This is a genomic window from Pseudomonas sp. GW823-FHT02C02 (genome assembly GCF_058797635.1).
Genome location: NZ_JBXAJV010000012.1, coordinates 1 through 19,257 on the forward strand (window position 1 = coordinate 1; position 19,257 = coordinate 19,257).

Below are 19,257 nucleotides of genomic sequence, written 5' to 3' on the forward strand. Positions count from 1 at the left end.
CCCCCCCCCCCCCCCCCCCCCCCCCCCCCCCCCCCCCCCCCCCCCCCCCCCCCCCCCCCCCCACTCCTACAGGGGATTTGTGGTGTGTTCAGAGGCCCAGCAGCGACAACATGATGAACGTCGCAAACAACACAAAATGGGTCATGCCTTCGATGGCATTGGTTTCGCCGTCGTTGAGGTTGATTGCGCTGACGATCAGGGTGAGGAAGATCATCACCGTCTGCACCGGGGTCATCGCCATCTGAAACGGCTGGCCAGTGTAGAGCGCCATCGCTTCCATCACCGGCACCGTCAGGATCACCGTCGACAATGACGCGCCCATGGCGATGTTGACCACCGATTGCATGCGGTTGGCCAAGGCCGCGCGCAATGCCGTCAGGATCTCCGGCGCCGCGGAAATGGCCGCCACCAGAATCGCCGTAATCACCGGCGGAGCACCCGTGCCTTCCAGGCCCAGGTCGAGGGTCTTGGACATCACTTCGGCCAAGGCGCCGATCACCACAACGCCGAACACCAACGTGCCGATACTCAGCGCCAGATTGACCGGTTCAGGTTCCTCCTCCGGGACTTTCCTGCGGCGTTTTTCCGGGTAGCTGTAGCTGAAGAAGTAACTGTGCGGCCCGACCTGCATACGCAGGAACAGGGTGTAGAGCACGACCATCGCGCCAATCGTGAACGCCGAATACAGCTTCCAGTTAGCTTCGGGAATGAACTCCGGCACCACCATGGAAACGCCCATGGCGGTGAGGATCATCACGCTGTAACTGCGGGCCGAGTCGTCGTTGTACGACTGCTCACCGTGCTTGATCCCACCCATCAACGCGGCCAGGCCGAGGATGCCGTTGATGTCGAGCATCACCGCCGAGTAAATCGTGTCGCGCACCAGGGTTGGCGAGGCTTCGTTGCTCATCATGATCGCCAGGATCACCACTTCCACCAGCACGGCGGCCAGGGTCAGGATCATGGTGCCGTAAGGGTCGCCGACTTTTTCCGCGAGCAGTTCGGCGTGATGGGCGACACGCATGGAGGCGACGACGATGAAGGCAATCAGCACCAGGCCAGCGGTCAGCGCGATGGGCTGGCCGCTGTGCAGCATCCAGTGTTCCAGTGGATAAGCGACGAGCGCGGCAATCACGGCCAGCAACAGAAACTTTTCTTGCTTGAGGAGTGTGAGCATTGCGGGCCTTTTGTGCCGAGTGAAGCGATCAGGGTGATGAGCTACTGACTGCGGGGCGGCGCTAACGTTTCGTTACACCTTAGCGCACCAGTGGATGGCAGCAGGTTTGACACGTGCACTTTTATTGGCCTTGCGGGGCTCTTCGCGGGCACGCCTCGCTCCTGCAGGTTGGCGTCGCTCTTGTAGGAGCGAGGCTTGCCCGCGAAGGCCATTACACGGTTTCGGCGTTTTTGTTGTCCTGTTGGTCAGCAATTTGCATTGCCTCTGCCCACCTCACAACAACATGGAGTTCGAATTCATGCACAAACGTCCGTTGAAGAAGCTGCTTTGCGCCGTTGCCGCGGCTATTGGTCTGAGCGCGAGCCTGACCGCCAGCGCCGCCGACCCGCTGAAAGTCGGCTTCGTCTATATCGGCCCGATCGGTGACCACGGCTGGACGTATCAGCATGAACAGGGGCGCAAGGCGCTGGCCGAGAAGTTCGGCAATCAGATCACCACCAACTATGTGGAGAACGTCGCCGAAGGTGCCGACGCCGAGCGAGTGATCCGCAACATGGCCAAGGACAACTACGACCTGATCTTCACCACGTCGTTCGGCTACATGAACCCGACCCTGAAAGTCGCCAAGCAGTTTCCCAAGGTGACCTTCGAACACGCCACCGGCTACAAGCAGGACAAGAACCTCGGCACCTACCTGGCGCGCACGTATGAAGGTCGCTACGTCGGCGGTTTCCTCGCGGCGAAGATGACCAAGACCAAGAAGATCGGCTACGTCGCGTCCTTCCCTATCCCGGAAGTGATCCGCGACATCAACGCTATTCAACTGGCCCTGAACAAATACAACCCAGGCACCGAGATCAAGGTGGTATGGGTCAACTCGTGGTTCGATCCGGGCAAGGAAGCCGACGCCGCCAACGCACTGATCGACCAGGGCGTCGACGTGGTGTTCCAGCACACCGACAGCCCGGCACCGATTCAGGCAGCCGAACGCCGCGGCGTGTATGCCGTGGGCTACGCTTCGGACATGGCGCACTTCGGGCCGAAAGCGGTGCTGACGTCGATCGTCAACGACTGGGGGCCGCATTACATTCAAGCGACCCAAAGCGTGCTCGACCACACCTGGAAATCGCAGGATTACTGGGGCGGTTTGAAAGAAGGCACAGTTGAACTGCCGATCAGCGACCTGGTGCCAGCGGCGGTGAAAACCGAGGCCGAGCAGATCATTGCGGACATCAAGAGCGGCGCCTTCCACCCGTTCACCGGGCCGATCAAGGATCAGGCCGGCACCGAAAAAATCCCGACGGGCGCGACGGCAAGCAATGCGGAACTGGCGTCGATGAACTACTACGTTGAAGGGATGAAGGCCGATATTCCGAAGTAGCTCCCCAACCCAACACAAAACCTTGTAGCAGTGAGCCTGCTCGCGATGGCGGAGTGTCAGACGCTATCAATGTCGACTGACACGCCGCGATCGCGAGCAGGCTCACTCCTACAATGAATTTTCAGCGTCCTTGAGAATTGCGCATGAACCAACTTCCGATCATCGACATCGCCCCGCTCTATAGCGAAGACCAACACGCTTGGAAGTCCGTTGCCGAAAAGATCGACCGCGCCTGCCGCGACTGGGGCTTTTTCTACATCAAGGGGCATCCGATCTCCGCGTCACGCATCCACGCTGTGCTCGACCATGCCCAACGCTTCTTCGCCTTGCCCACCGCCGAAAAGCTCAAGATCGACATCACCCAGACTCGCCACCATCGCGGCTACGGTGCCATCGCCACCGAGCAACTCGACCCGAGCAAACCCAGCGACCTGAAAGAAACCTTCGACATGGGCCTGCACCTGCCGGCCGACCACCCGCAAGTACTGGCGGAAAAACCGCTGCGCGGTCCCAACCGCCATCCCTCGATGCCCGGCTGGGAAGTGCTGATGGAACAGCATTACATCGACATGCAGGCCCTCGCCCAAACCCTGCTGCGTGCCATGACCCTGGCGCTGAACATCGAGCGCGACTTCTTCGACACGCGCTTCAATGAACCGGTCAGCGTGCTGCGGATGATCCATTATCCGCCGCGACATACCGCCAGCTCCGAGGAGCAGCAAGGCGCCGGCGCCCACACCGATTACGGCTGCATTACCCTGCTGTACCAGGACGCCGCCGGTGGCCTGCAAGTGCGCAACGTCAAAGGCGAATGGATCGATGCGCCGCCGATCGAAGGCACGTTCGTGGTCAACCTCGGCGACATGATGGCCCGCTGGAGCAATGACCGTTACCTGTCGACGCCGCACCGGGTGATCAGCCCGCTGGGCGTCGATCGTTACTCGATGCCATTCTTCGCCGAACCACACCCCGATACGCCCATTGAATGCCTGCCCGGTTGCCAGGACGAATCGCACCCGGCGAAGTACCCGGCCACTACCTGCGCTGAATTCCTGCTCTCGCGCTTCGCCGACACCTACGCCTATCGACGGGAACAGGCCGTGGTGTGATGAACCGGCTGGTCAGGTTTTGCTAATTGTTTCTACGGGCATCTGTAGAATGCTCGCCATCTGCACCTGATGAGAAAAGACTATGTACGACTGGCTGAACGCCCTGCCCAAGGCAGAACTGCACCTGCACCTCGAGGGTTCGCTGGAGCCCGAGTTGCTGTTCGCCCTGGCCGAACGCAACAAGATCGCCCTGCCGTGGAGCGATGTAGAAACCCTGCGCAAGGCGTATGCCTTCAACAACCTGCAAGAGTTTCTCGACCTGTATTACCAGGGCGCCGACGTGTTGCGCACCTCGCAGGATTTCTACGACCTGACCTGGGCCTACCTGTTGCGTTGCAAGGCGCAGAACGTGATTCACACCGAACCGTTCTTCGACCCGCAGACCCACACCGACCGTGGCATTCCGTTTGAAGTGGTGCTCAACGGCATCGCGGCGGCGCTCAAGGATGGCGAGCAGCAACTGGGCATCACCAGCGGTTTGATCCTGAGCTTCCTGCGCCACCTGAGCGAAGACGAAGCGCAGAAAACCCTCGACCAGGCGCTGCCGTTTCGTGAAGCGTTTGTGGCCGTGGGCCTGGACAGCTCGGAGATGGGCCACCCGCCGAGCAAGTTCCAGCGTGTGTTTGATCGTGCCCGCCACGAAGGCTTCCTGACCGTCGCCCACGCCGGTGAAGAAGGCCCGCCTGAGTACATCAGGGAAGCCATCGACCTGCTGAAAATCCAGCGCATCGACCATGGCGTGCGCGCCATCGAGGACGAGCGTTTGATGCAGCGGATCATCGACGAGCAGATCCCGCTGACCGTGTGCCCGCTGTCCAACACCAAGCTCCGGGTGTTCGATCACATGTCCCAGCACAACATCCTCGACATGCTTGAGCGTGGCGTGAAAGTGACCGTGAACTCGGATGACCCGGCGTACTTTGGCGGGTATGTGACCGAGAACTTCCATGCGCTGTACACCGACCTGGGCATGACCCAGGATCAGGCCAAGCGTTTGGCGCAAAACAGCCTGGATGCGCGGTTGGTAAAACCATAAGCCTTAGCGCAGCCCCCTGTGGGAGAGTCTATGTTGCAGGCTCACTCCCACAGGCTCTGTGTTCAGCCAGCTAGCGATTCAGTCAATCAAACAGCTCTAAAGCGCCATCTCCAGCTCGGTTTCCTTGGCGAATCGATGGATCTCCCGCTGCCCCGCGGCCGTGATCTGCAAGGCGCGCGAATCATTGGGCAGGCTCAGCCAGCCGGACTGCATGAACAGCTGCAACAATGCAGCGCCCAGCGACCCGCCCATGTGCGGGCGTCTTTCGCTCCAGTCGGGACACGCACAGGCCACTCGACTGTTGCGATGAGCCAGGGCCTGGATGAACACCCCGCGCGAGGCCAGTTGTGTGGAACCCTTGTGGGTGATCATGACGCGCTGTTCGAACTGCTCGATCCAGCCGGCATCCAGCAACCGCTGGTAAAGATCGGCGGCCAGGGTGCCTCCCAAATGGTCGTCGCACAGTCGGGCCCGCAACAACGACGATGGCGCCGCCTGAGGTTTGGCAATGGGGCTGGTGCGTTTGAAGACGTCCGGGACGGGCTGCGGCGTGCTGGCCAGCGTCGCGCTGGCCAGTGCTTCGATTGCCGCGCCCACTTCAGGCGCGGCCAGGCGGAAAAAGCGTTTGCGCCCACGGATTTCGACTTTCAACAGACCTCCGGCGGACAAACGCCCCAGGTGTGCACTGGCCGAAGACGGTGACAGGCCGGCCAATAGCGCCAGCTCTTCGGTCTGCCGCGCCGAGCCATCCATCAAGGCCCACATCATTGCGCTGCGCTTGGGGTCAGCCAGCAACGTGGCGATCTGGCTGATGCAAGGTGCATGTTCCATGTATTCACTCCCTGTTGAATCGTTTCGTCTGCTGCTCAGAGACATCTTGACCAGTAATGTGTCGTCGGCCAAGACGCGGAAACCGCCATAAGCCGGGCAAAGCCCCTTCTCCCCCATGCCATTGCTTCGCAGGTGCGCCGAAGGTCGGATGCTTGACCGTGAGGCCATCGCCATTGCGAGGTCGACGGTGCGTACATGAGGCGGGCGCTAGTATAAGCGGGTTAACCGCCGGTTCCTGCCCTTGGGAAAGCGCGGGTGGTGATAGTTCCTGACAGAAATTTCGCTATTTGCCTGCGACTAATGATCGATGCCCGATATTGTCGGAAATTGACTGCCTAAAAGAGCGCATCGGCTGGCAAGCATTTCCCGTAGAAGGTTCACCGGCTTACTCAATTGTGCGCGATGGGCGCACAGCAAATTCAGCGGTGCGCGCTCACAGAGCAACTCCGGCATCAGCACTTTCAACCGGCCGGCGAGCACATCGGCGGCGACATCGAGCCAGGACTTGTAAGCAATCCCGGCCCCCGCCACTGCCCACAGCCGCACGACATCGGCGTCGTCACTGAAGCGATCGCCGCTGACGGTCAGCCCGACTTCGCGTTTGCCGTCGTGGAAACTCCAATGGTCATGGACCCGGCTACCGAGCATGAACAACAAACAATTGTGCTGCGCCAGTTGTTCCAGATGCCGCGGCTCGCCGTGCCTGGCCAGATAACTCGGCGCGGCGCAGAGCACTCGGCGGTTCTGCGCCGCGATGGGCAGTGCCACCAGGCTTGAGTCTTCCGGCTCGCCGTAACGCAGGGCAATGTCCACCGGTTGGCGGAACAGGTCGGCGATACGGTCCCCCAGCAACAGGCGCACGGTCAGTTTAGGGTGCTCGCGCTGGAACTCGTCGAGCCACGGCAGCAACAGGTTGCGGCCAAAGTCCGACGGTGCCGACAACTGCAGAATCCCGCTGACCTGATCCTGACCGCTGGCCAGTAAGCGACGACCCTCGTCGAGATTGCTCAGGGCGGCCCGGGCATATTCCAGAAAGCCCTCACCTTCGGCGGTCAGACGCAAACTGCGGGTGGAGCGCGCCAGCAAGCGCGCGCCGAGTTGCTGTTCGATGCGCTTCAACGCCGCACTGGCCACCGCCGCCGACATGTCCATCACCCGCGCCGCAGCCGACAGACTCCCCAGGTCAGCAGCCCGGACAAATAACTGCAAGTCATCGAAACGCAGCATTTCAGCCCCGATTATCAAAAAAATATTGAAAGAGACTGCTCTTTTAGCGGGTTTTATCTTGCAGAGAAATAGCCAATCATCTGTCCCATCGAAATCAACCTGTTTGCGGAGCGACCATGTCCCAGTCTTTCACCGCCATTGCCACCCTCATTGCCAAACCCGGCCAGCAAGACGCCCTCGAACAACACCTGCGTGCGCTGGTGGAGCCGACCCGCGCCGAGGCCGGTTGCGGTCAATACGATTTGCATCAGGACCTGGCCAATCCATTGGCGTTTTACATGATTGAACACTGGAGCAGCGACGAAGCCCTGCAAGCCCATGACGCCAGCGCCCATGTACAGAACTTCCGCGCCAAGGCCGGCGACTTTCTCGAGCACTTCGACCTCAAGCGCCTGCGCACCGTGGCTTGATCCCTTCATCTATTACTGTTCAGGAGCCCCACATGAAAGCCATCGCCTACTACACCTCGTTGCCGATCAGCGACGCCAATGCCCTGCAAGACATCGAACTGCCAGAACCGGTTGCCGGTCCGCGCGACCTGTTGGTGGAAGTCAAAGCCATCTCGGTGAACCCGGTCGACACCAAGGTCCGCCAGAACGTCCAGCCTGAAGGCGGCGCGGCGAAAGTGCTGGGTTGGGACGTGGCCGGCGTGGTCAAGGCTGTCGGCAGCGAAGTCACGCTGTTCAAGGCCGGCGACAAGGTGTTTTACGCGGGCTCTATCGCCCGTGCGGGGGGCAATAGCGAATTGCACGTGGTGGATGAACGCATCGTCGGCCATATGCCGAAAACCCTCGGTTTCGCCGAAGCCGCCGCACTGCCGCTGACCGCCATCACCGCCTGGGAATTGCTCTTCGAACGCCTGCAAGTGCGCGAAGGTAAAACCGATGAAGGCCAGAGCCTGCTGATCGTCGGCGCGGCGGGCGGTGTGGGTTCGATCCTCACGCAACTGGCCAGCCAACTCACCGGGCTGAAGGTCATCGGCACCGCTTCCCGTGCGCAAACCCAGAGCTGGGTACGCGAACTGGGCGCCGATCTGGTGATTGATCACAGCCAGCCTTTGAGTGAAGAACTCAAACGCGCAGGTGTAGACCATGTGACCCACGTCGCCAGCCTGACCCAGACCGATCATCACCTGGATCAACTGGTCGAGGCATTGGCGCCACAAGGCAAACTGGCGCTGATTGATGATCCGAAAGCGCTGGACGTGACCAAACTCAAGCGCAAGAGCCTGTCGCTGCACTGGGAATTCATGTACACCCGCTCGCTGTTCGAAACGGCGGACATGATCGAGCAGCACCACTTACTCAACCGCGTGGCCGGGCTGATCGACACCGGGACGCTGAAAACCACGGTCGGCGAGCACTTCGGGACCATCAACGCGGCCAACCTGCGACGCGCCCATGAGCTGCTGGAAAGCGGCAAGGCCAAGGGCAAGATTGTGCTCGAAGGGTTCTGAAACAGATTGAGACAAGTGTCGTCCGGATGGACGACACCGTCAGTCCGAGAATTGACCCATGTCACAATTACGATCGTATTCGGGTCTACAATCGAAACCTCTGCGATGCAATCTTTTACGCAACATCTTTTAAGAGAGGAGAGTTCAGCAATGAAGATCCTGATTAAAGAAGTGGCTAAATCCCAGTGGCAGGTTCGTCTGGACCAACACGCTGTTACGTTCCGCAGCGAAGCTGAAGCGCTAGCCTTCACCAAGACCCTTGAAGCGCGATTGCTCGCGCCCCATCAAATTCCCGACCGCCAACAACAGCGCGCCGCTGGCTGAGTCCGCCCTCAGACCTGGGTTTGCGCTAATGCCCGGGCATTTTGCAAACGCCGGGTGAGCACCGCCGCGCTCACCACCAGAATCCCGCACAGGCTGATGACCATGGCCATCGGCACGGCGCTGCCATCGTGTAAAACACCGACCAATGCGGCCGCTCCGGCGGCGACGCTGAATTGCAGGCACCCGAGCATCGCCGACGCACTGCCGGCGCGAGCGCCCTGCCCGTTCATGGCGCAGGCCGAGGCATTGGGGAGGATGCAACCGAGGCTGGCGATGCAGATAAACAGCGGAATCAGCAGCGGCCATAACTGTTCGGTGTGCAGCGCACTGACGGCGAGCAGCGTCAAGCCTGCCCCCAGGTAAATCCACACGGTACGCACCAGCAGAAATGCTGGGCCACGCTTGGCCAGCAGTCGTGCGTTGACCTGCGCCACCAGAATGAAACCCGCCGCGTTGGTCCCGAACAGCCAGCCGAAATGCTCGGCCGGGACCCCGTAGAGTTTGATGAAGACGAACGGCGAACCGGCGATGTAGGCAAACATCCCGGCAATGGCGATACCGCCAGTCAAGGCGTGGCCGAGGTAGACCGGATCCGACAACAGCCGACCGTACTGACGCAACGCCCCCGACAGCGGTTGACGCGGAACGTGTGCCGGCAGGCTTTCCGGCAACCCGATTGCCACGGCCAACCCTGCCAGTGCACTGAATCCGGTCAGCACCAGGAAGATCGACTGCCAGCCGGTGGTGTTGACCAGCAGTCCACCGAGCATGGGCGCGAGAATCGGTGCCAGGCCCATCACCAGCATCAGTTGCGAAAAGACTTTCGCCGAGCCCACCGCATCGCATTTGTCACTGACCACCGCACGGGCGATCACCATCCCGGCGCAACCACCGAGGGCCTGGATGAATCGCGCGCCGATCAACCATTCCAGATTTGGCGCAAACGCGCAGGCCAGGGACGCCGCGGTGAACAACCCGACGCCTGTCAGCAACGGAATCCTTCGCCCGAAGCGATCCGCCACCGGTCCGTATGCCAGTTGACCCAGGGACAGGCCCAGGAAGTACGCGGCCAGGGTCAGCTGGACGTGTTTCTCATCGGTACCGAACGCGAGTGCCATCGCCGGGAACGCCGGCAGATAGAAATCGATTGCCAGCGGACCGAAAGCGCTCAGGGCGCCAAGAATCAAAATGGTACGGAAGTTCATCAGGCATCCAGTTGGGCATGGGTCGGCAGCCCGACAGTCTAGCCGCGCATGGACGCCTTGAACATTCCGATAGCTCGCTAACTATTAAATATCATTGGATAAATATAAAACCTGCAGGAGCGAGCCTGCTCGCGATAGCGGGGTGCCAGTCAACATCAACGCTGAATGACACACCGCTATCGCGAGCAGGCTCGCTCCTACAGGGGATTGTGCCTGGGCTTAAGCGAGTTTGGCGTCGTAGCCTTCTTCCGTGATCGCAGCGATCACTTGCTCGGTCGTCAGCGCGCTTTCCACACCGACTTCCCCGGCTGCCAGATCGACCCGCACGCTGGCCGCCGGATCCTTGGCTTGCAGCGCCTGGGTAATGGCTTTGACGCAGTGACCGCAGGACATGCCTTGAACGTTGAACACTTGCATGGTGTGGCTCCTTTTATGAGGTTGCGAGCAGTCTCGGGCTTGCCACCATGGCAAGGTCAAGTTCTGCCGATATCTGCCGGGCTGGCAATCGGTGTCGCGCTCGGCCAAGCTGCGTGCATCAATGACTCGACTTCAGGAGATTCAGCCATGCGCTGGTCAGCTCTCAGCCTGTTTGGCTTCCTCAGCCTATTTGCCGCGACACCTTCGGTTCAAGCCGCCGGGGAGGACTATGGCGTACTGATCATTTCTCGCGAGCGCCTCGAAGTCGCGACCTCCTGCGAGATCGGCGTCTACATCCAGGACCAACTGTCGGCGCGGCTGTTCCAGGAACAAAGCACCTCGTTCAACCTGCCGCCGGGCACTGTGTCCCTGCGCCTCAAACTGTTGCCGGGCCAGGCACCGGGTTGCAACCCGGGCATGCTCGCACCGGGTTCGCAGAACATCACGCTCAAGGCCGGGGACGTGTTGAAGTTCCGGATTGCGATGACGCAGGAAGGGATGTACCTGAAGCCCACCGCTCTCGACTACTAATCGCCACACCGATCGTTCCCATGCTCTGCGGGGGGAACACTTCAACGGACGCTCTGCGTTGGGCTTTTAAATGGGACGCGGAGCGTCCCGGCTGCATTTCCACACAGAGCGTGGGAACGACAGGTCTTTTGATCTGAGACATGGCGCTTGACCTTGCCAGCATGGCAAGGTTGATCCTGTAGACATCTTCTACAGGGAGCGCGACCGATGTCCGAATCCACTACGTTCGATCTGCCGATTGCCGGCATGACCTGCGCCAGTTGCGCGGGGCGTGTCGAGCGTGCCTTGAGCAAAGTCATCGGCGCTTCTGCCGTCAGCGTCAACCTCGCCACCGAGCAGGCGCGGGTCCAGGCGCCCGGCGACAGCCTGCCGGCCTTGATCGACGCGGTGCAGCAGGCCGGCTACAGCGTGCCGCAGCAAAGTCTGGAGTTGAGCATCGACGGCATGACCTGCGCTTCCTGCGTCGGCCGCGTCGAACGGGCGCTGGCCAAAGTGCCCGGGGTGAAAAGCGTCAGCGTCAACCTGGCGAACGAACGGGCGCATCTGGAACTGCTCGGACATATCGATCCGCAAACCCTGATCGCCGCGGTCACCAAAGCCGGTTACAGCGCCAGCGTCTGGGAAGTCGAACACCCGCAAACCGATCAGCAACAGCAGCGCCTGCACCGTGAGCGCTGGGCGTTGATCATGGCGATCGCCCTCGCCCTGCCGCTGGTGTTGCCAATGCTCCTGCAACCGTTTGGCGTGCACTGGATGCTCCCGGCCTGGGTGCAATTCGCGCTGGCCACGCCGGTGCAGTTCATTTTCGGCGCACGTTTTTATGTGGCCGCCTGGAAAGCCGTGCGCGCCGGGGCTGGCAACATGGATTTGCTGGTCGCCCTCGGAACCAGCGCCGGCTATGGCTTGAGTCTTTATGAATGGGCCACGGCGGCCGGGCGCATGCCTCATCTATATTTCGAAGCCTCGGCGGTGGTGATTGCCTTGGTGTTGCTGGGCAAATACCTGGAAAGCCGTGCCAAGCGCCAGACCGCCAGCGCCATCCGCGCCCTCGAAGCCTTGCGCCCGGAACGCGCCATTCAGGTGATCGACGGCCGCGAGCAGGACGTTGCCATCAGCGCCTTGCGCCTCAACGACCTGGTCATGGTCAAACCCGGCGAACGCTTCCCGGTGGACGGTGAAGTGGTCGAAGGCCAGAGCCACGCCGACGAAGCGCTGATCAGCGGCGAAAGCCTGCCGGTGCCCAAGCAGCCCGGTGACAAGGTCACGGGGGGTGCCATCAATGGCGAAGGCCGGTTGCTGGTTCGCACTCAAGCGTTGGGGGCGGAAACCGTGCTGGCGCGGATCATCCGTCTGGTCGAAGACGCCCAGGCCGCCAAAGCGCCGATTCAGAAGCTGGTGGATAAAGTCAGTCAGGTATTTGTGCCTACCGTTCTGTTGATCGCGTTGGCGACGCTGATTGGCTGGTGGTTGTACGGCGCGCCGATTGAAACCGCGTTGATCAACGCCGTCGCCGTGCTGGTCATCGCTTGCCCTTGCGCACTCGGGCTGGCCACGCCGACCGCGATCATGGCCGGCACCGGCGTCGCGGCCCGCTATGGGATTCTGATCAAGGACGCCGAAGCGCTCGAACGCGCTCATGAAGTCAGCGCCGTAGTGTTCGACAAGACCGGCACGCTGACCTCGGGTTCGCCGCGAATCGCTCATCTGAGTGCCACTAACGGTGACGAAGCCGCCCTGCTGCAAATGGCCGGCGCCCTGCAACGCGGCAGTGAACACCCGCTGGCCAAGGCGGTTCTGGACGCCTGCGCCGAACGGGTTTTGACCGTGGCCGACGTCAGCGACAGTCAATCGCTGACCGGTCGCGGCATCGCCGGCACGCTCGACAGCCGTCGTTTGGCCTTGGGTAATCGCAGGCTGCTGGAAGAAAGCGGTTTGAGCGCAGGGGATCTGGCCGACTCCGCAACCGCGTGGGAAACCGAAGGCCGCACCCTCTCCTGGTTGATCGAACAAAGCCCCGAGCCAAAGGTACTGGGCCTGATCGCGTTTGGGGACACCCTCAAACCCGGCGCGCTGCACGCTGTGCAACAGCTCAGCGCACGCCACATCAGCAGCCACTTGCTGACCGGCGACAACCGCGGCAGTGCCAAAGTGGTTGCCGAAGCGCTGGGCATTACCAATGTCCACGCCGAAGTCTTGCCGGCAGACAAAGCCGCCACCGTCGCCGAACTGAAAAAAACCGGCGTGGTGGCGATGGTCGGCGACGGCATCAACGACGCCCCGGCCCTGGCGGCCGCCGACATCGGCATCGCCATGGGCGGTGGCACCGACGTTGCCATGCACGCGGCCGGCATCACCCTGATGCGCGGCGATCCCCGACTGGTGCCCGCCGCGCTGGAAATCAGCCGCAAGACCTACGCAAAGATCCGGCAAAACCTGTTCTGGGCGTTCGTCTATAACCTGATCGGCATTCCGCTGGCAGCGTTCGGCTTCCTCAACCCGGTGCTGGCCGGCGCGGCGATGGCGCTGTCCAGCGTCAGCGTGGTGAGCAATGCGTTACTGTTGAAAACCTGGAAACCCAAGGACCTGGAGGACAATCGATGAACATCGGCCAAGCAGCGCGGCACAGCGGCCTGAGCGCGAAGATGATTCGTTATTACGAGTCCATCGGCTTGCTGAAGGCCGCCCACCGCACCGACAGCGGCTACCGCATTTATGGCGACGATGACCTGCACACGCTGGCGTTCATCAAACGCTCCCGGGACTTGGGGTTTTCGCTGGAAGAAGTGGGAAAGTTGCTGACCCTCTGGCAGGACCGCCAACGGGCCAGCGCCGACGTGAAAGCCCTGGCCCGCCAGCACATCGACGAGCTGAACCAGAAGATCCGCGAGCTGGGTCAGTTGCGCGACACCCTGCAGGACCTGGTCGAACACTGTCAGGGCGACCATCGTCCCGATTGTCCGATCCTCAAGAACCTGGAGTCGGGCTGCTGCGCGTCACCCGTTCGCCCCTGATCGCGAGCACCTTCACCACCAGCAACGTGGTCAGGGGAACGCCGTGGAACAGCAGCACTACGGCCCCCGGCGTCCACCACGAATAGAACGGCGCGGCGATCAACATGCCGACCCCGAAACCGGTCATTTGCAGCAGTGTCAGCAAGCTGAAGATCGGCAGGCGCAGGCTGTCCGGTTCACGTTGCAGACGCGACATCAGGCCGACCTCAGAGAAGCCGTCACCCAATCCGGCCGGTAACGAGAACAACAGCAAACCGTAGAGGGTCTGCTGCTGGAACATCAGGATAAAACCGCAGGACATCAGCAATACCCCGAAGAAAAATCGCCGCTCCAGGTGTGCATTGTCCGACCCTTTCAGGCGACTGGCGATTCGCGCGCCGATCAGCTTTCCGCACGCCCAGACGGCCAGCATCAGGCCCAGCGTGGTGCTGGCCGACTCGGGCGTCAGTAGCCGGGAAATGATCGGAAAGCCGACGTTGTGCGCCGCGCTGCCCAAGGTGTCGGCCATGGTGACGGCGAGCATCGCGGACACCACGGGCGTACTGCGCAAGCCTTGGCGCAAGGCGTGCCACTCACTACGAGGCTGGGTTGGTTCGGGATCGGGGGCTGGTCGGGAAAACCGCAACGGCAGGATGAACAACGCGGCCAGCAGATAAGTGACCACGTTCAATGCGAACACCGTTTCAAAGCCGAAGGCCGCCACCAACAGTCCTGCCACCAGGCTCCCACCGACCATGGCCGCCGACGAGGCCGAGGTGATCCAGGCGTTGGTCTTGAGCAAGTGCTCGCCTTCGATCAGGTGCGGCAACTGGCTGTTGAGGCCGATGGCGAACATTGAGTTGCCGAACCCCAGGCCGAACGCGATCAACGGTAAAAGCAGCGCTTGCTGGGCGACCGGCAGCACCAGCAACAGGCCCAACAACCCTGCGCGCAGCAAATCAAAGGCAATCAGCGGCATGCGCCCGGCCCAGCGGCGATAGAACGAGGTGCCGATCAAGCTGGCGAAAACCCCTCCGCCCACCCGGCTGGCGAGGAAAATGCCAACGCTCATGGCGCTGTTGCTGAGCAGGTAGACGTAAGTGGCCAGGGCGACCATGTTGAGAAAGGCGCCGAAGTCCGAGACCAGACGGGCCGCGATGATCAGTTGGGCATTGCGGGTGGAGGGGTTCACATTCAGTCCTTGAGTGTGGGAGTCGCAGGGAACATCCACTGTAGGCGCGAGCAGGCTCACTCCCACAAATGATCTCCAGTGTTTAGGGATCAGCATTTACAAAAAACCCGGCCGAAGCCGGGTTTTCGTCAACCGATCACTGCATCCACGGTGGAGGCGGTTCTTCGGTTTTGCCCGGTGGCGCGTCATCTGCCGCGCGCACCGCCTGTTTACGCTCTTCATCCAGGCGTGCCGCCTCGATTTCGCGTATGACACCGCCGACGTCGGCCAATTCTTCCGGTTCGTCGAACTCGCCCGTCAACACGCTGGCCGGGTGCAAGGTGCCGGCTTCGTACAGCGCCCACATTTCCTTGGCGTATTTGGTCTTTTTCAACTCTGGCGCAAACCGGCCGAAGTAAGACGCCATGTTGCCCACGTCCCGCTCCAGCATGCTGAACGCGTGGTTGTTGCCCGCCGCGTCTACCGCTTGCGGCAAGTCGATGATCACCGGGCCCGTCGGAGTCAACAGCACGTTGAACTCGGACAGGTCACCGTGCACCAGACCGGTACACAGCATCAGCACGATCTGCGAAATCAGGAACGCGTGATATTCGCGCGCCTGGTCCGGCTCCAGCACCACGTCGTTCAGACGCGGCGCGGCATCGCCGTACTCGTCGGCCACCAGCTCCATGAGCAGTACGCCTTCGAGGAAGTCATACGGTTTGGGCACCCGAACACCGGCACCGGCCAGACGGAACAGCGCCGCCACTTCGGCGTTCTGCCAGGCGTCTTCGGTTTCTTTCTTGCCGAATTTCGAGCCTTTGGCCATCGCTCGAGCCTGGCGGCTGTTGCGCACCTTGCGGCCTTCCTGATATTCGGCCGCCTGACGGAAACTGCGTTTATTCGCCTCCTTGTAGACCTTCGCGCAACGTAGCTCGTTACCGCAGCGCACCACATAAACAGCTGCTTCTTTACCACTCATGAGTGGGCGCAGCACCTCGTCGACCAGACCGTCCTCGATCAGGGGTTCAATGCGTTTTGGAGTCTTCATCAGCTTTTATTGTGGGTCCTTTATTACCAAACACGCGAAAGTCATTCGTTATACGGCAATCCACTCGTTCGGGGGAGGGGTTGCCGACCTATGAACGTCGTGATGCACACAATGTGCCGAATTAATCGGCCAACTCCTTTCGGTCGTCATCGGCCGCCCGAGATCATAGCTGAGCCTGCACCCCTGTGTGGCGAAGGGGTGCGAGGGCATTTGCGACAGAAGCTGACACCTTAATTCACACCCTTCGTAGGATATTTCTCACCAAGCCTCAATTTCCCATTAATTCAGCCGAAGTCCTCAGTGACAGAGTGATTTGTCCGACAATCGTTCCGACCACAAAAACGATGGCGCGCTCAGGGATCCGGGTTGATCAAATACGTTTACGGCTGCCAATAATCCGCGAGTCATCTGCACTGCGTGGGCCTACAAGAAAAATCTGGAGCGCGGATGAACATCAAACAGAAGTTGACCTGGGCGTTTGCAATCATCGCCTGCCTGCCCGTGGTGCTGGTCGCCACCCTCGTGGTGCTGAATTTGCGCAGTGACGCCAAGGAGAATTTCGTCGACGGCAGTGGTCGTGAAATTCGTCAGGTCAGCAACGCCATGCAATTGTTCTTCGACGGCATCAGCCAGAACGTCGACTACCTGGCCAGACAACCGCTGATCAAGAACTCCGACGACAGCCTCAAGACCTACATGAGCGCCAACGCCGAGAGCATTCCCCAAGGCGAGATGGACAAAAAGGTCTTCAGCCTCCTGCAGGACCTGGGCAACAGCCATCCGTCCTACGCCTATGCCATCCTCGGCACTGCGGCGGGCGGTTACGTGTCCTGGCCGGACGACGCGAAGCTGAACAATTACGACCCGCGCCAGCGCCCCTGGTACAAGGCGGCCCAGGCCAAGCCGGGCAAACCATTTCGCACCGAGGCCTATTACTGGGCCCAGGACGATGCGACCTACGTCAGCACCGTGCGCACCATCGACAACCAATTGGGCACCAACGGCGGCGTGGTCAGTATCGACGTGACGCTCAAGCAGCTCACCGAGATCGTCAAGCAGATCAAACTGGGTGAAACCGGCTACCTGATGCTGCTGGAAAACACCGGCACCGTGCTGGTCGATCCGAAACAACCGGAACACAACTTCAAAGCCCTGAGCAGCCTCGGCGAAGGTTATGCGCAACTGGCCAAGGCCGGCAAAGGCCTGGTGGAAGTCGAGTTGAACGGCGAACGCTACATGGCCAACGTCTGGCCGTCGGAGCAACTGGGCTGGACCTTTATCGGCCTGATCAAGCAAAACGATGTGATGAGCTCCGCGACTCAACTGACTTGGCTGATCGCAATCATCGCCGCCGTTCTGGCAGTGTTCTTCGCCATCATTGGCGCCAGTTTCGCCAGTGTCATCGTGCGACCGATCCGCAGCGTCGCCAGCGGCCTGGAAGGCATCGCCCAAGGTGAAGGCGACCTGACCAAAAACCTGGAAATCCGTGGCAGCGACGAAACCGCGCAACTGGCCAACTGGTTCAATCAGTTCCTGACGGCGATTCGTAACCTGATCCAAAGCATCGGCGGTGCCGCGACCAAGATCCTCGCCACCTCCAAAAGCTCGACCCAGGTTTCCAGCGACATGGCTGAAGCCGCCGGGCGCCAGCGTGAGGCGGTGGACATGGTGTCCACGGCGTTCCATGAAATGGTCGCCACCGCCAACGAAGTCGCGCGCTCATGCAGCCAGGCGGCAGAATCCGCCGACAGTGGCCAGCGCCAGGCGCGTCAAGGTCAGCAACAGATTGATGCGGCCGTGACCAGCGTTGATCGCCTGAGCCAGGAAATCGAACAGTCGGCGCAGTCGATGCAACAGCTCGAACGCGACAGCAACGACATCCAGTCGATCCTGGGGACCATTCGCTCGATTGCCGAACAGACCAACCTGCTGGCCCTGAACGCCGCCATCGAGGCTGCGCGGGCCGGTGAGCAAGGTCGCGGGTTTGCAGTGGTGGCGGATGAAGTCCGGGCACTGGCCAAACGCACGGCGGATTCCACGGCGGAAATCGATGGCTTGCTGGGCAACCTGGCCAAGCGCACCAGCCAAGTGACTCAACAGATGCATGCGAGCCTGGAAGTGTCGCAACAATCGGTGACCCGCATCGGTGAAGCGCGCAGCAGTTTCGGGCTGATTCGTGAGTCGGTGGATGTGATTCGCGACATGAACACGCAGATCGCCACGGCGGCGGAAGAACAGCATCAGGTGGCCGAAGACATCAACCGGCACATCAGCCAGATCCATGGCGACGCGCAGTTGGTGGCAGAACTGGCGAACTCGGCGCGCCTGGACTCGCAGAGCCTGGCCGGGCTGTCGAATGAACTGGACGGGTTGGTTCGCCGCTTCAGGACCTGAGGTCGCTGATCTAACGGGTCGAAAACCGATACCTGTGGCGAGGGAGCTTGCTCCCGCTCGGCCGCGAAGCGGTCGCAAACCGGTAAACACGGAATACCTGATACAGCGTGTTTACTGAATTGGGACCGCTTCGCGCTCCAGCGGGAGCAAGCTCCCTCGCCACAATTACTGTTTGAACAATTCACCGGGTGTGAAGCCGAACAACCCCTTGAACGCCGCAATAAACGCCGACGTCGAGTCATACCCACAAGACAGCGCGGCATGGGTCACGCTGTCGCCCTCCTCCAGCAAACTCAGCGACGACAGCAACCGCACTCGCTGTCGCCACCCGCGAAAGCTCAGCCCGGTTTCGCGCTGGAACAAGCGCATCAGCGTCTTCTCCGAGGTGCCCAGGCGTTGCGCCCATTCCTGCAACGTCACACTGAGCTCCGGACGTTCGATCAGCTCATTGCACAACCCGAGCAGCCGTTCATGACGCGGCAACGGCAGGGAAAACCCCACCTCCGGCAGATTTGCCAACTGATCCAGCAGCACATTCACCAGCCGCGTTTCCTGGCTGTCGCCCTGCGGATACTCCACCGGCAGCAAGCAAAAACGCTTGATCAGCTCCCGGGCCAGCGGCGTGACTTCCAGCACCCGACAACGCCCATCGGCCCACTCACAGTCCTCGCGGCGCACGTAAAGGCTGCGCATTTCGGCGCGCATCGAGGTCACCACCTGGTGTTCGAGGTCCGCCGGAATCCAGATCCCCCACTGCGGCGGCGCAAAGAAACTGCCCTCAGCCGTGTGCACGCCGAGAACGCCGCTGATGGCGTAGGAAAACTGCACCCAATCGTGGCGATGAGGTGGCGTCCACGACCCGGCATTCAGACTTTCCGCCCGAGCGAACAGCGGACGCGGTAGCGCCTTCAGCGTCGGAATGGCCCGTTCGAGGGAAAGTTGTCCGTTAGCCGGCAT

General features: G+C 61.1%; 18 protein-coding genes and 1 pseudogene. 11 read left to right on the plus strand and 8 right to left on the minus strand.

What is annotated here, in order from left to right; genetic code table 11:
• Nucleotides 1–88: 88 nt before the first annotated feature.
• On the minus strand, nucleotides 89–1,177 hold the full coding sequence (locus AC1ROI_RS20765; RefSeq protein WP_010463784.1) for a calcium:cation antiporter: 1,089 nt from the start codon (nucleotides 1,175–1,177) through the stop codon (nucleotides 89–91).
• A 298-nt stretch (nucleotides 1,178–1,475) separates the two neighbouring features.
• On the opposite strand from AC1ROI_RS20765, the gene AC1ROI_RS20770 reads away from it, so the two are divergent.
• From AC1ROI_RS20770 to AC1ROI_RS20780, 3 genes are all read left to right on the plus strand, one after another.
• Entirely contained in the window at nucleotides 1,476–2,558 is a 1,083-nt protein-coding gene (locus AC1ROI_RS20770; RefSeq protein WP_010463786.1) for a BMP family ABC transporter substrate-binding protein, read from the plus strand.
• 143 nt (nucleotides 2,559–2,701) lie between these two features.
• The gene (locus AC1ROI_RS20775; RefSeq protein ID WP_102595212.1) at nucleotides 2,702–3,667 is read left to right on the plus strand and encodes a 2-oxoglutarate and iron-dependent oxygenase domain-containing protein; all 966 of its coding nucleotides are present in this window, start codon (nucleotides 2,702–2,704) and stop codon (nucleotides 3,665–3,667) included.
• A gap of 82 nt (nucleotides 3,668–3,749) precedes the next feature.
• The gene (locus tag AC1ROI_RS20780) at nucleotides 3,750–4,703 is read left to right on the plus strand and encodes an adenosine deaminase (RefSeq protein WP_102595213.1); all 954 of its coding nucleotides are present in this window, start codon (nucleotides 3,750–3,752) and stop codon (nucleotides 4,701–4,703) included.
• A gap of 96 nt (nucleotides 4,704–4,799) precedes the next feature.
• On the opposite strand, the gene AC1ROI_RS20785 is transcribed toward AC1ROI_RS20780, so the two are convergent.
• Together AC1ROI_RS20785 and vimR are read right to left on the minus strand one after the other, a co-directional pair.
• Entirely contained in the window at nucleotides 4,800–5,534 is a 735-nt protein-coding gene (locus AC1ROI_RS20785) for an ArsR/SmtB family transcription factor (RefSeq protein WP_010463793.1), read from the minus strand.
• A 297-nt stretch (nucleotides 5,535–5,831) separates the two neighbouring features.
• On the minus strand, nucleotides 5,832–6,761 hold the full coding sequence (gene vimR / locus AC1ROI_RS20790) for a transcription regulator VimR (RefSeq protein WP_010463794.1): 930 nt from the start codon (nucleotides 6,759–6,761) through the stop codon (nucleotides 5,832–5,834).
• Nucleotides 6,762–6,877: 116 nt separating this feature from the next.
• Here vimR and AC1ROI_RS20795 point away from each other — a divergent pair, with 116 nt between their 5' ends.
• From AC1ROI_RS20795 to AC1ROI_RS20805, 3 genes are all read left to right on the plus strand, one after another.
• On the plus strand, nucleotides 6,878–7,171 hold the full coding sequence (locus tag AC1ROI_RS20795) for a putative quinol monooxygenase (protein WP_102595214.1): 294 nt from the start codon (nucleotides 6,878–6,880) through the stop codon (nucleotides 7,169–7,171).
• Between the two features lie 32 nt (nucleotides 7,172–7,203).
• Nucleotides 7,204–8,217: a zinc-binding alcohol dehydrogenase family protein gene (locus AC1ROI_RS20800; RefSeq protein WP_102595215.1), complete on the plus strand. Its 1,014-nt coding sequence runs from the start codon at nucleotides 7,204–7,206 to the stop codon at nucleotides 8,215–8,217.
• A gap of 150 nt (nucleotides 8,218–8,367) precedes the next feature.
• Nucleotides 8,368–8,541 (plus strand): hypothetical protein, encoded by a 174-nt coding sequence (locus AC1ROI_RS20805; protein ID WP_010463800.1) that lies wholly within the window; start codon nucleotides 8,368–8,370, stop codon nucleotides 8,539–8,541.
• An 8-nt stretch (nucleotides 8,542–8,549) separates the two neighbouring features.
• Here the strand turns inward: AC1ROI_RS20805 and AC1ROI_RS20810 are convergent, their stop codons facing one another.
• The gene (locus AC1ROI_RS20810) at nucleotides 8,550–9,746 is read right to left on the minus strand and encodes a multidrug effflux MFS transporter (RefSeq protein WP_102595216.1); all 1,197 of its coding nucleotides are present in this window, start codon (nucleotides 9,744–9,746) and stop codon (nucleotides 8,550–8,552) included.
• Nucleotides 9,747–9,965: 219 nt separating this feature from the next.
• Complete coding sequence (locus AC1ROI_RS20815) at nucleotides 9,966–10,163, minus strand: cation transporter (RefSeq protein WP_010463804.1); 198 nt, start codon at nucleotides 10,161–10,163, stop codon at nucleotides 9,966–9,968.
• A gap of 147 nt (nucleotides 10,164–10,310) precedes the next feature.
• Here AC1ROI_RS20815 and AC1ROI_RS20820 point away from each other — a divergent pair, with 147 nt between their 5' ends.
• The 3 genes from AC1ROI_RS20820 to cueR all read left to right on the plus strand — a co-directional run bounded on the left by AC1ROI_RS20820 (nucleotide 10,311) and on the right by cueR (nucleotide 13,705).
• Nucleotides 10,311–10,694, plus strand: a complete 384-nt coding sequence (locus AC1ROI_RS20820) for a hypothetical protein (RefSeq protein ID WP_010463805.1) — start codon at nucleotides 10,311–10,313, stop codon at nucleotides 10,692–10,694.
• A 207-nt stretch (nucleotides 10,695–10,901) separates the two neighbouring features.
• Nucleotides 10,902–13,295 carry a heavy metal translocating P-type ATPase gene (locus AC1ROI_RS20825; protein ID WP_010463808.1) on the plus strand — a complete coding sequence of 798 codons (2,394 nt, stop codon included), beginning with the start codon at nucleotides 10,902–10,904 and terminating at the stop codon, nucleotides 13,293–13,295.
• Nucleotides 13,292–13,705 (plus strand): Cu(I)-responsive transcriptional regulator, encoded by a 414-nt coding sequence (gene cueR / locus AC1ROI_RS20830; RefSeq protein ID WP_010463810.1) that lies wholly within the window; start codon nucleotides 13,292–13,294, stop codon nucleotides 13,703–13,705. The genes AC1ROI_RS20825 and cueR overlap by 4 nt, the downstream gene beginning before the upstream one ends.
• Here the strand turns inward: cueR and AC1ROI_RS20835 are convergent.
• Nucleotides 13,659–14,876, minus strand: a complete 1,218-nt coding sequence (locus AC1ROI_RS20835; RefSeq protein ID WP_102595218.1) for an MFS transporter — start codon at nucleotides 14,874–14,876, stop codon at nucleotides 13,659–13,661. The genes cueR and AC1ROI_RS20835 overlap by 47 nt on opposite strands.
• A gap of 136 nt (nucleotides 14,877–15,012) precedes the next feature.
• Nucleotides 15,013–15,906 (minus strand): PA4780 family RIO1-like protein kinase, encoded by an 894-nt coding sequence (locus AC1ROI_RS20840; protein ID WP_010463815.1) that lies wholly within the window; start codon nucleotides 15,904–15,906, stop codon nucleotides 15,013–15,015.
• A 603-nt stretch (nucleotides 15,907–16,509) separates the two neighbouring features.
• Here AC1ROI_RS20840 and AC1ROI_RS20845 point away from each other — a divergent pair.
• Together AC1ROI_RS20845 and AC1ROI_RS20850 are read left to right on the plus strand one after the other, a co-directional pair.
• Nucleotides 16,510–17,442, plus strand: a pseudogene (locus tag AC1ROI_RS20845) (cache domain-containing protein); the annotation flags it as partial.
• 129 nt (nucleotides 17,443–17,571) lie between these two features.
• The gene (locus AC1ROI_RS20850; protein WP_370654461.1) at nucleotides 17,572–18,300 is read left to right on the plus strand and encodes a methyl-accepting chemotaxis protein; all 729 of its coding nucleotides are present in this window, start codon (nucleotides 17,572–17,574) and stop codon (nucleotides 18,298–18,300) included.
• A gap of 165 nt (nucleotides 18,301–18,465) precedes the next feature.
• Here AC1ROI_RS20850 and AC1ROI_RS20855 read toward each other — a convergent pair whose 3' ends face one another.
• Nucleotides 18,466–19,257 (minus strand): AraC family transcriptional regulator, encoded by a 792-nt coding sequence (locus AC1ROI_RS20855; protein ID WP_077750211.1) that lies wholly within the window; start codon nucleotides 19,255–19,257, stop codon nucleotides 18,466–18,468.

Coding starts and splice junctions, on each gene's coding strand:
- AC1ROI_RS20765 (WP_010463784.1), bottom strand. CDS start 1,177: ATGCTCACACTCCTCAAGCAAGAAAAGTTTCTGTTGCTGGCCGTGATT.
- AC1ROI_RS20770 (WP_010463786.1), top strand. CDS start 1,476: ATGCACAAACGTCCGTTGAAGAAGCTGCTTTGCGCCGTTGCCGCGGCT.
- AC1ROI_RS20775 (WP_102595212.1), top strand. CDS start 2,702: ATGAACCAACTTCCGATCATCGACATCGCCCCGCTCTATAGCGAAGAC.
- AC1ROI_RS20780 (WP_102595213.1), top strand. CDS start 3,750: ATGTACGACTGGCTGAACGCCCTGCCCAAGGCAGAACTGCACCTGCAC.
- AC1ROI_RS20785 (WP_010463793.1), bottom strand. CDS start 5,534: ATGGAACATGCACCTTGCATCAGCCAGATCGCCACGTTGCTGGCTGAC.
- vimR (WP_010463794.1), bottom strand. CDS start 6,761: ATGCTGCGTTTCGATGACTTGCAGTTATTTGTCCGGGCTGCTGACCTG.
- AC1ROI_RS20795 (WP_102595214.1), top strand. CDS start 6,878: ATGTCCCAGTCTTTCACCGCCATTGCCACCCTCATTGCCAAACCCGGC.
- AC1ROI_RS20800 (WP_102595215.1), top strand. CDS start 7,204: ATGAAAGCCATCGCCTACTACACCTCGTTGCCGATCAGCGACGCCAAT.
- AC1ROI_RS20805 (WP_010463800.1), top strand. CDS start 8,368: ATGAAGATCCTGATTAAAGAAGTGGCTAAATCCCAGTGGCAGGTTCGT.
- AC1ROI_RS20810 (WP_102595216.1), bottom strand. CDS start 9,746: ATGAACTTCCGTACCATTTTGATTCTTGGCGCCCTGAGCGCTTTCGGT.
- AC1ROI_RS20815 (WP_010463804.1), bottom strand. CDS start 10,163: ATGCAAGTGTTCAACGTTCAAGGCATGTCCTGCGGTCACTGCGTCAAA.
- AC1ROI_RS20820 (WP_010463805.1), top strand. CDS start 10,311: ATGCGCTGGTCAGCTCTCAGCCTGTTTGGCTTCCTCAGCCTATTTGCC.
- AC1ROI_RS20825 (WP_010463808.1), top strand. CDS start 10,902: ATGTCCGAATCCACTACGTTCGATCTGCCGATTGCCGGCATGACCTGC.
- cueR (WP_010463810.1), top strand. CDS start 13,292: ATGAACATCGGCCAAGCAGCGCGGCACAGCGGCCTGAGCGCGAAGATG.
- AC1ROI_RS20840 (WP_010463815.1), bottom strand. CDS start 15,906: ATGAAGACTCCAAAACGCATTGAACCCCTGATCGAGGACGGTCTGGTC.
- AC1ROI_RS20850 (WP_370654461.1), top strand. CDS start 17,572: ATGGTGTCCACGGCGTTCCATGAAATGGTCGCCACCGCCAACGAAGTC.
- AC1ROI_RS20855 (WP_077750211.1), bottom strand. CDS start 19,257: ATGCCGGCTAACGGACAACTTTCCCTCGAACGGGCCATTCCGACGCTG.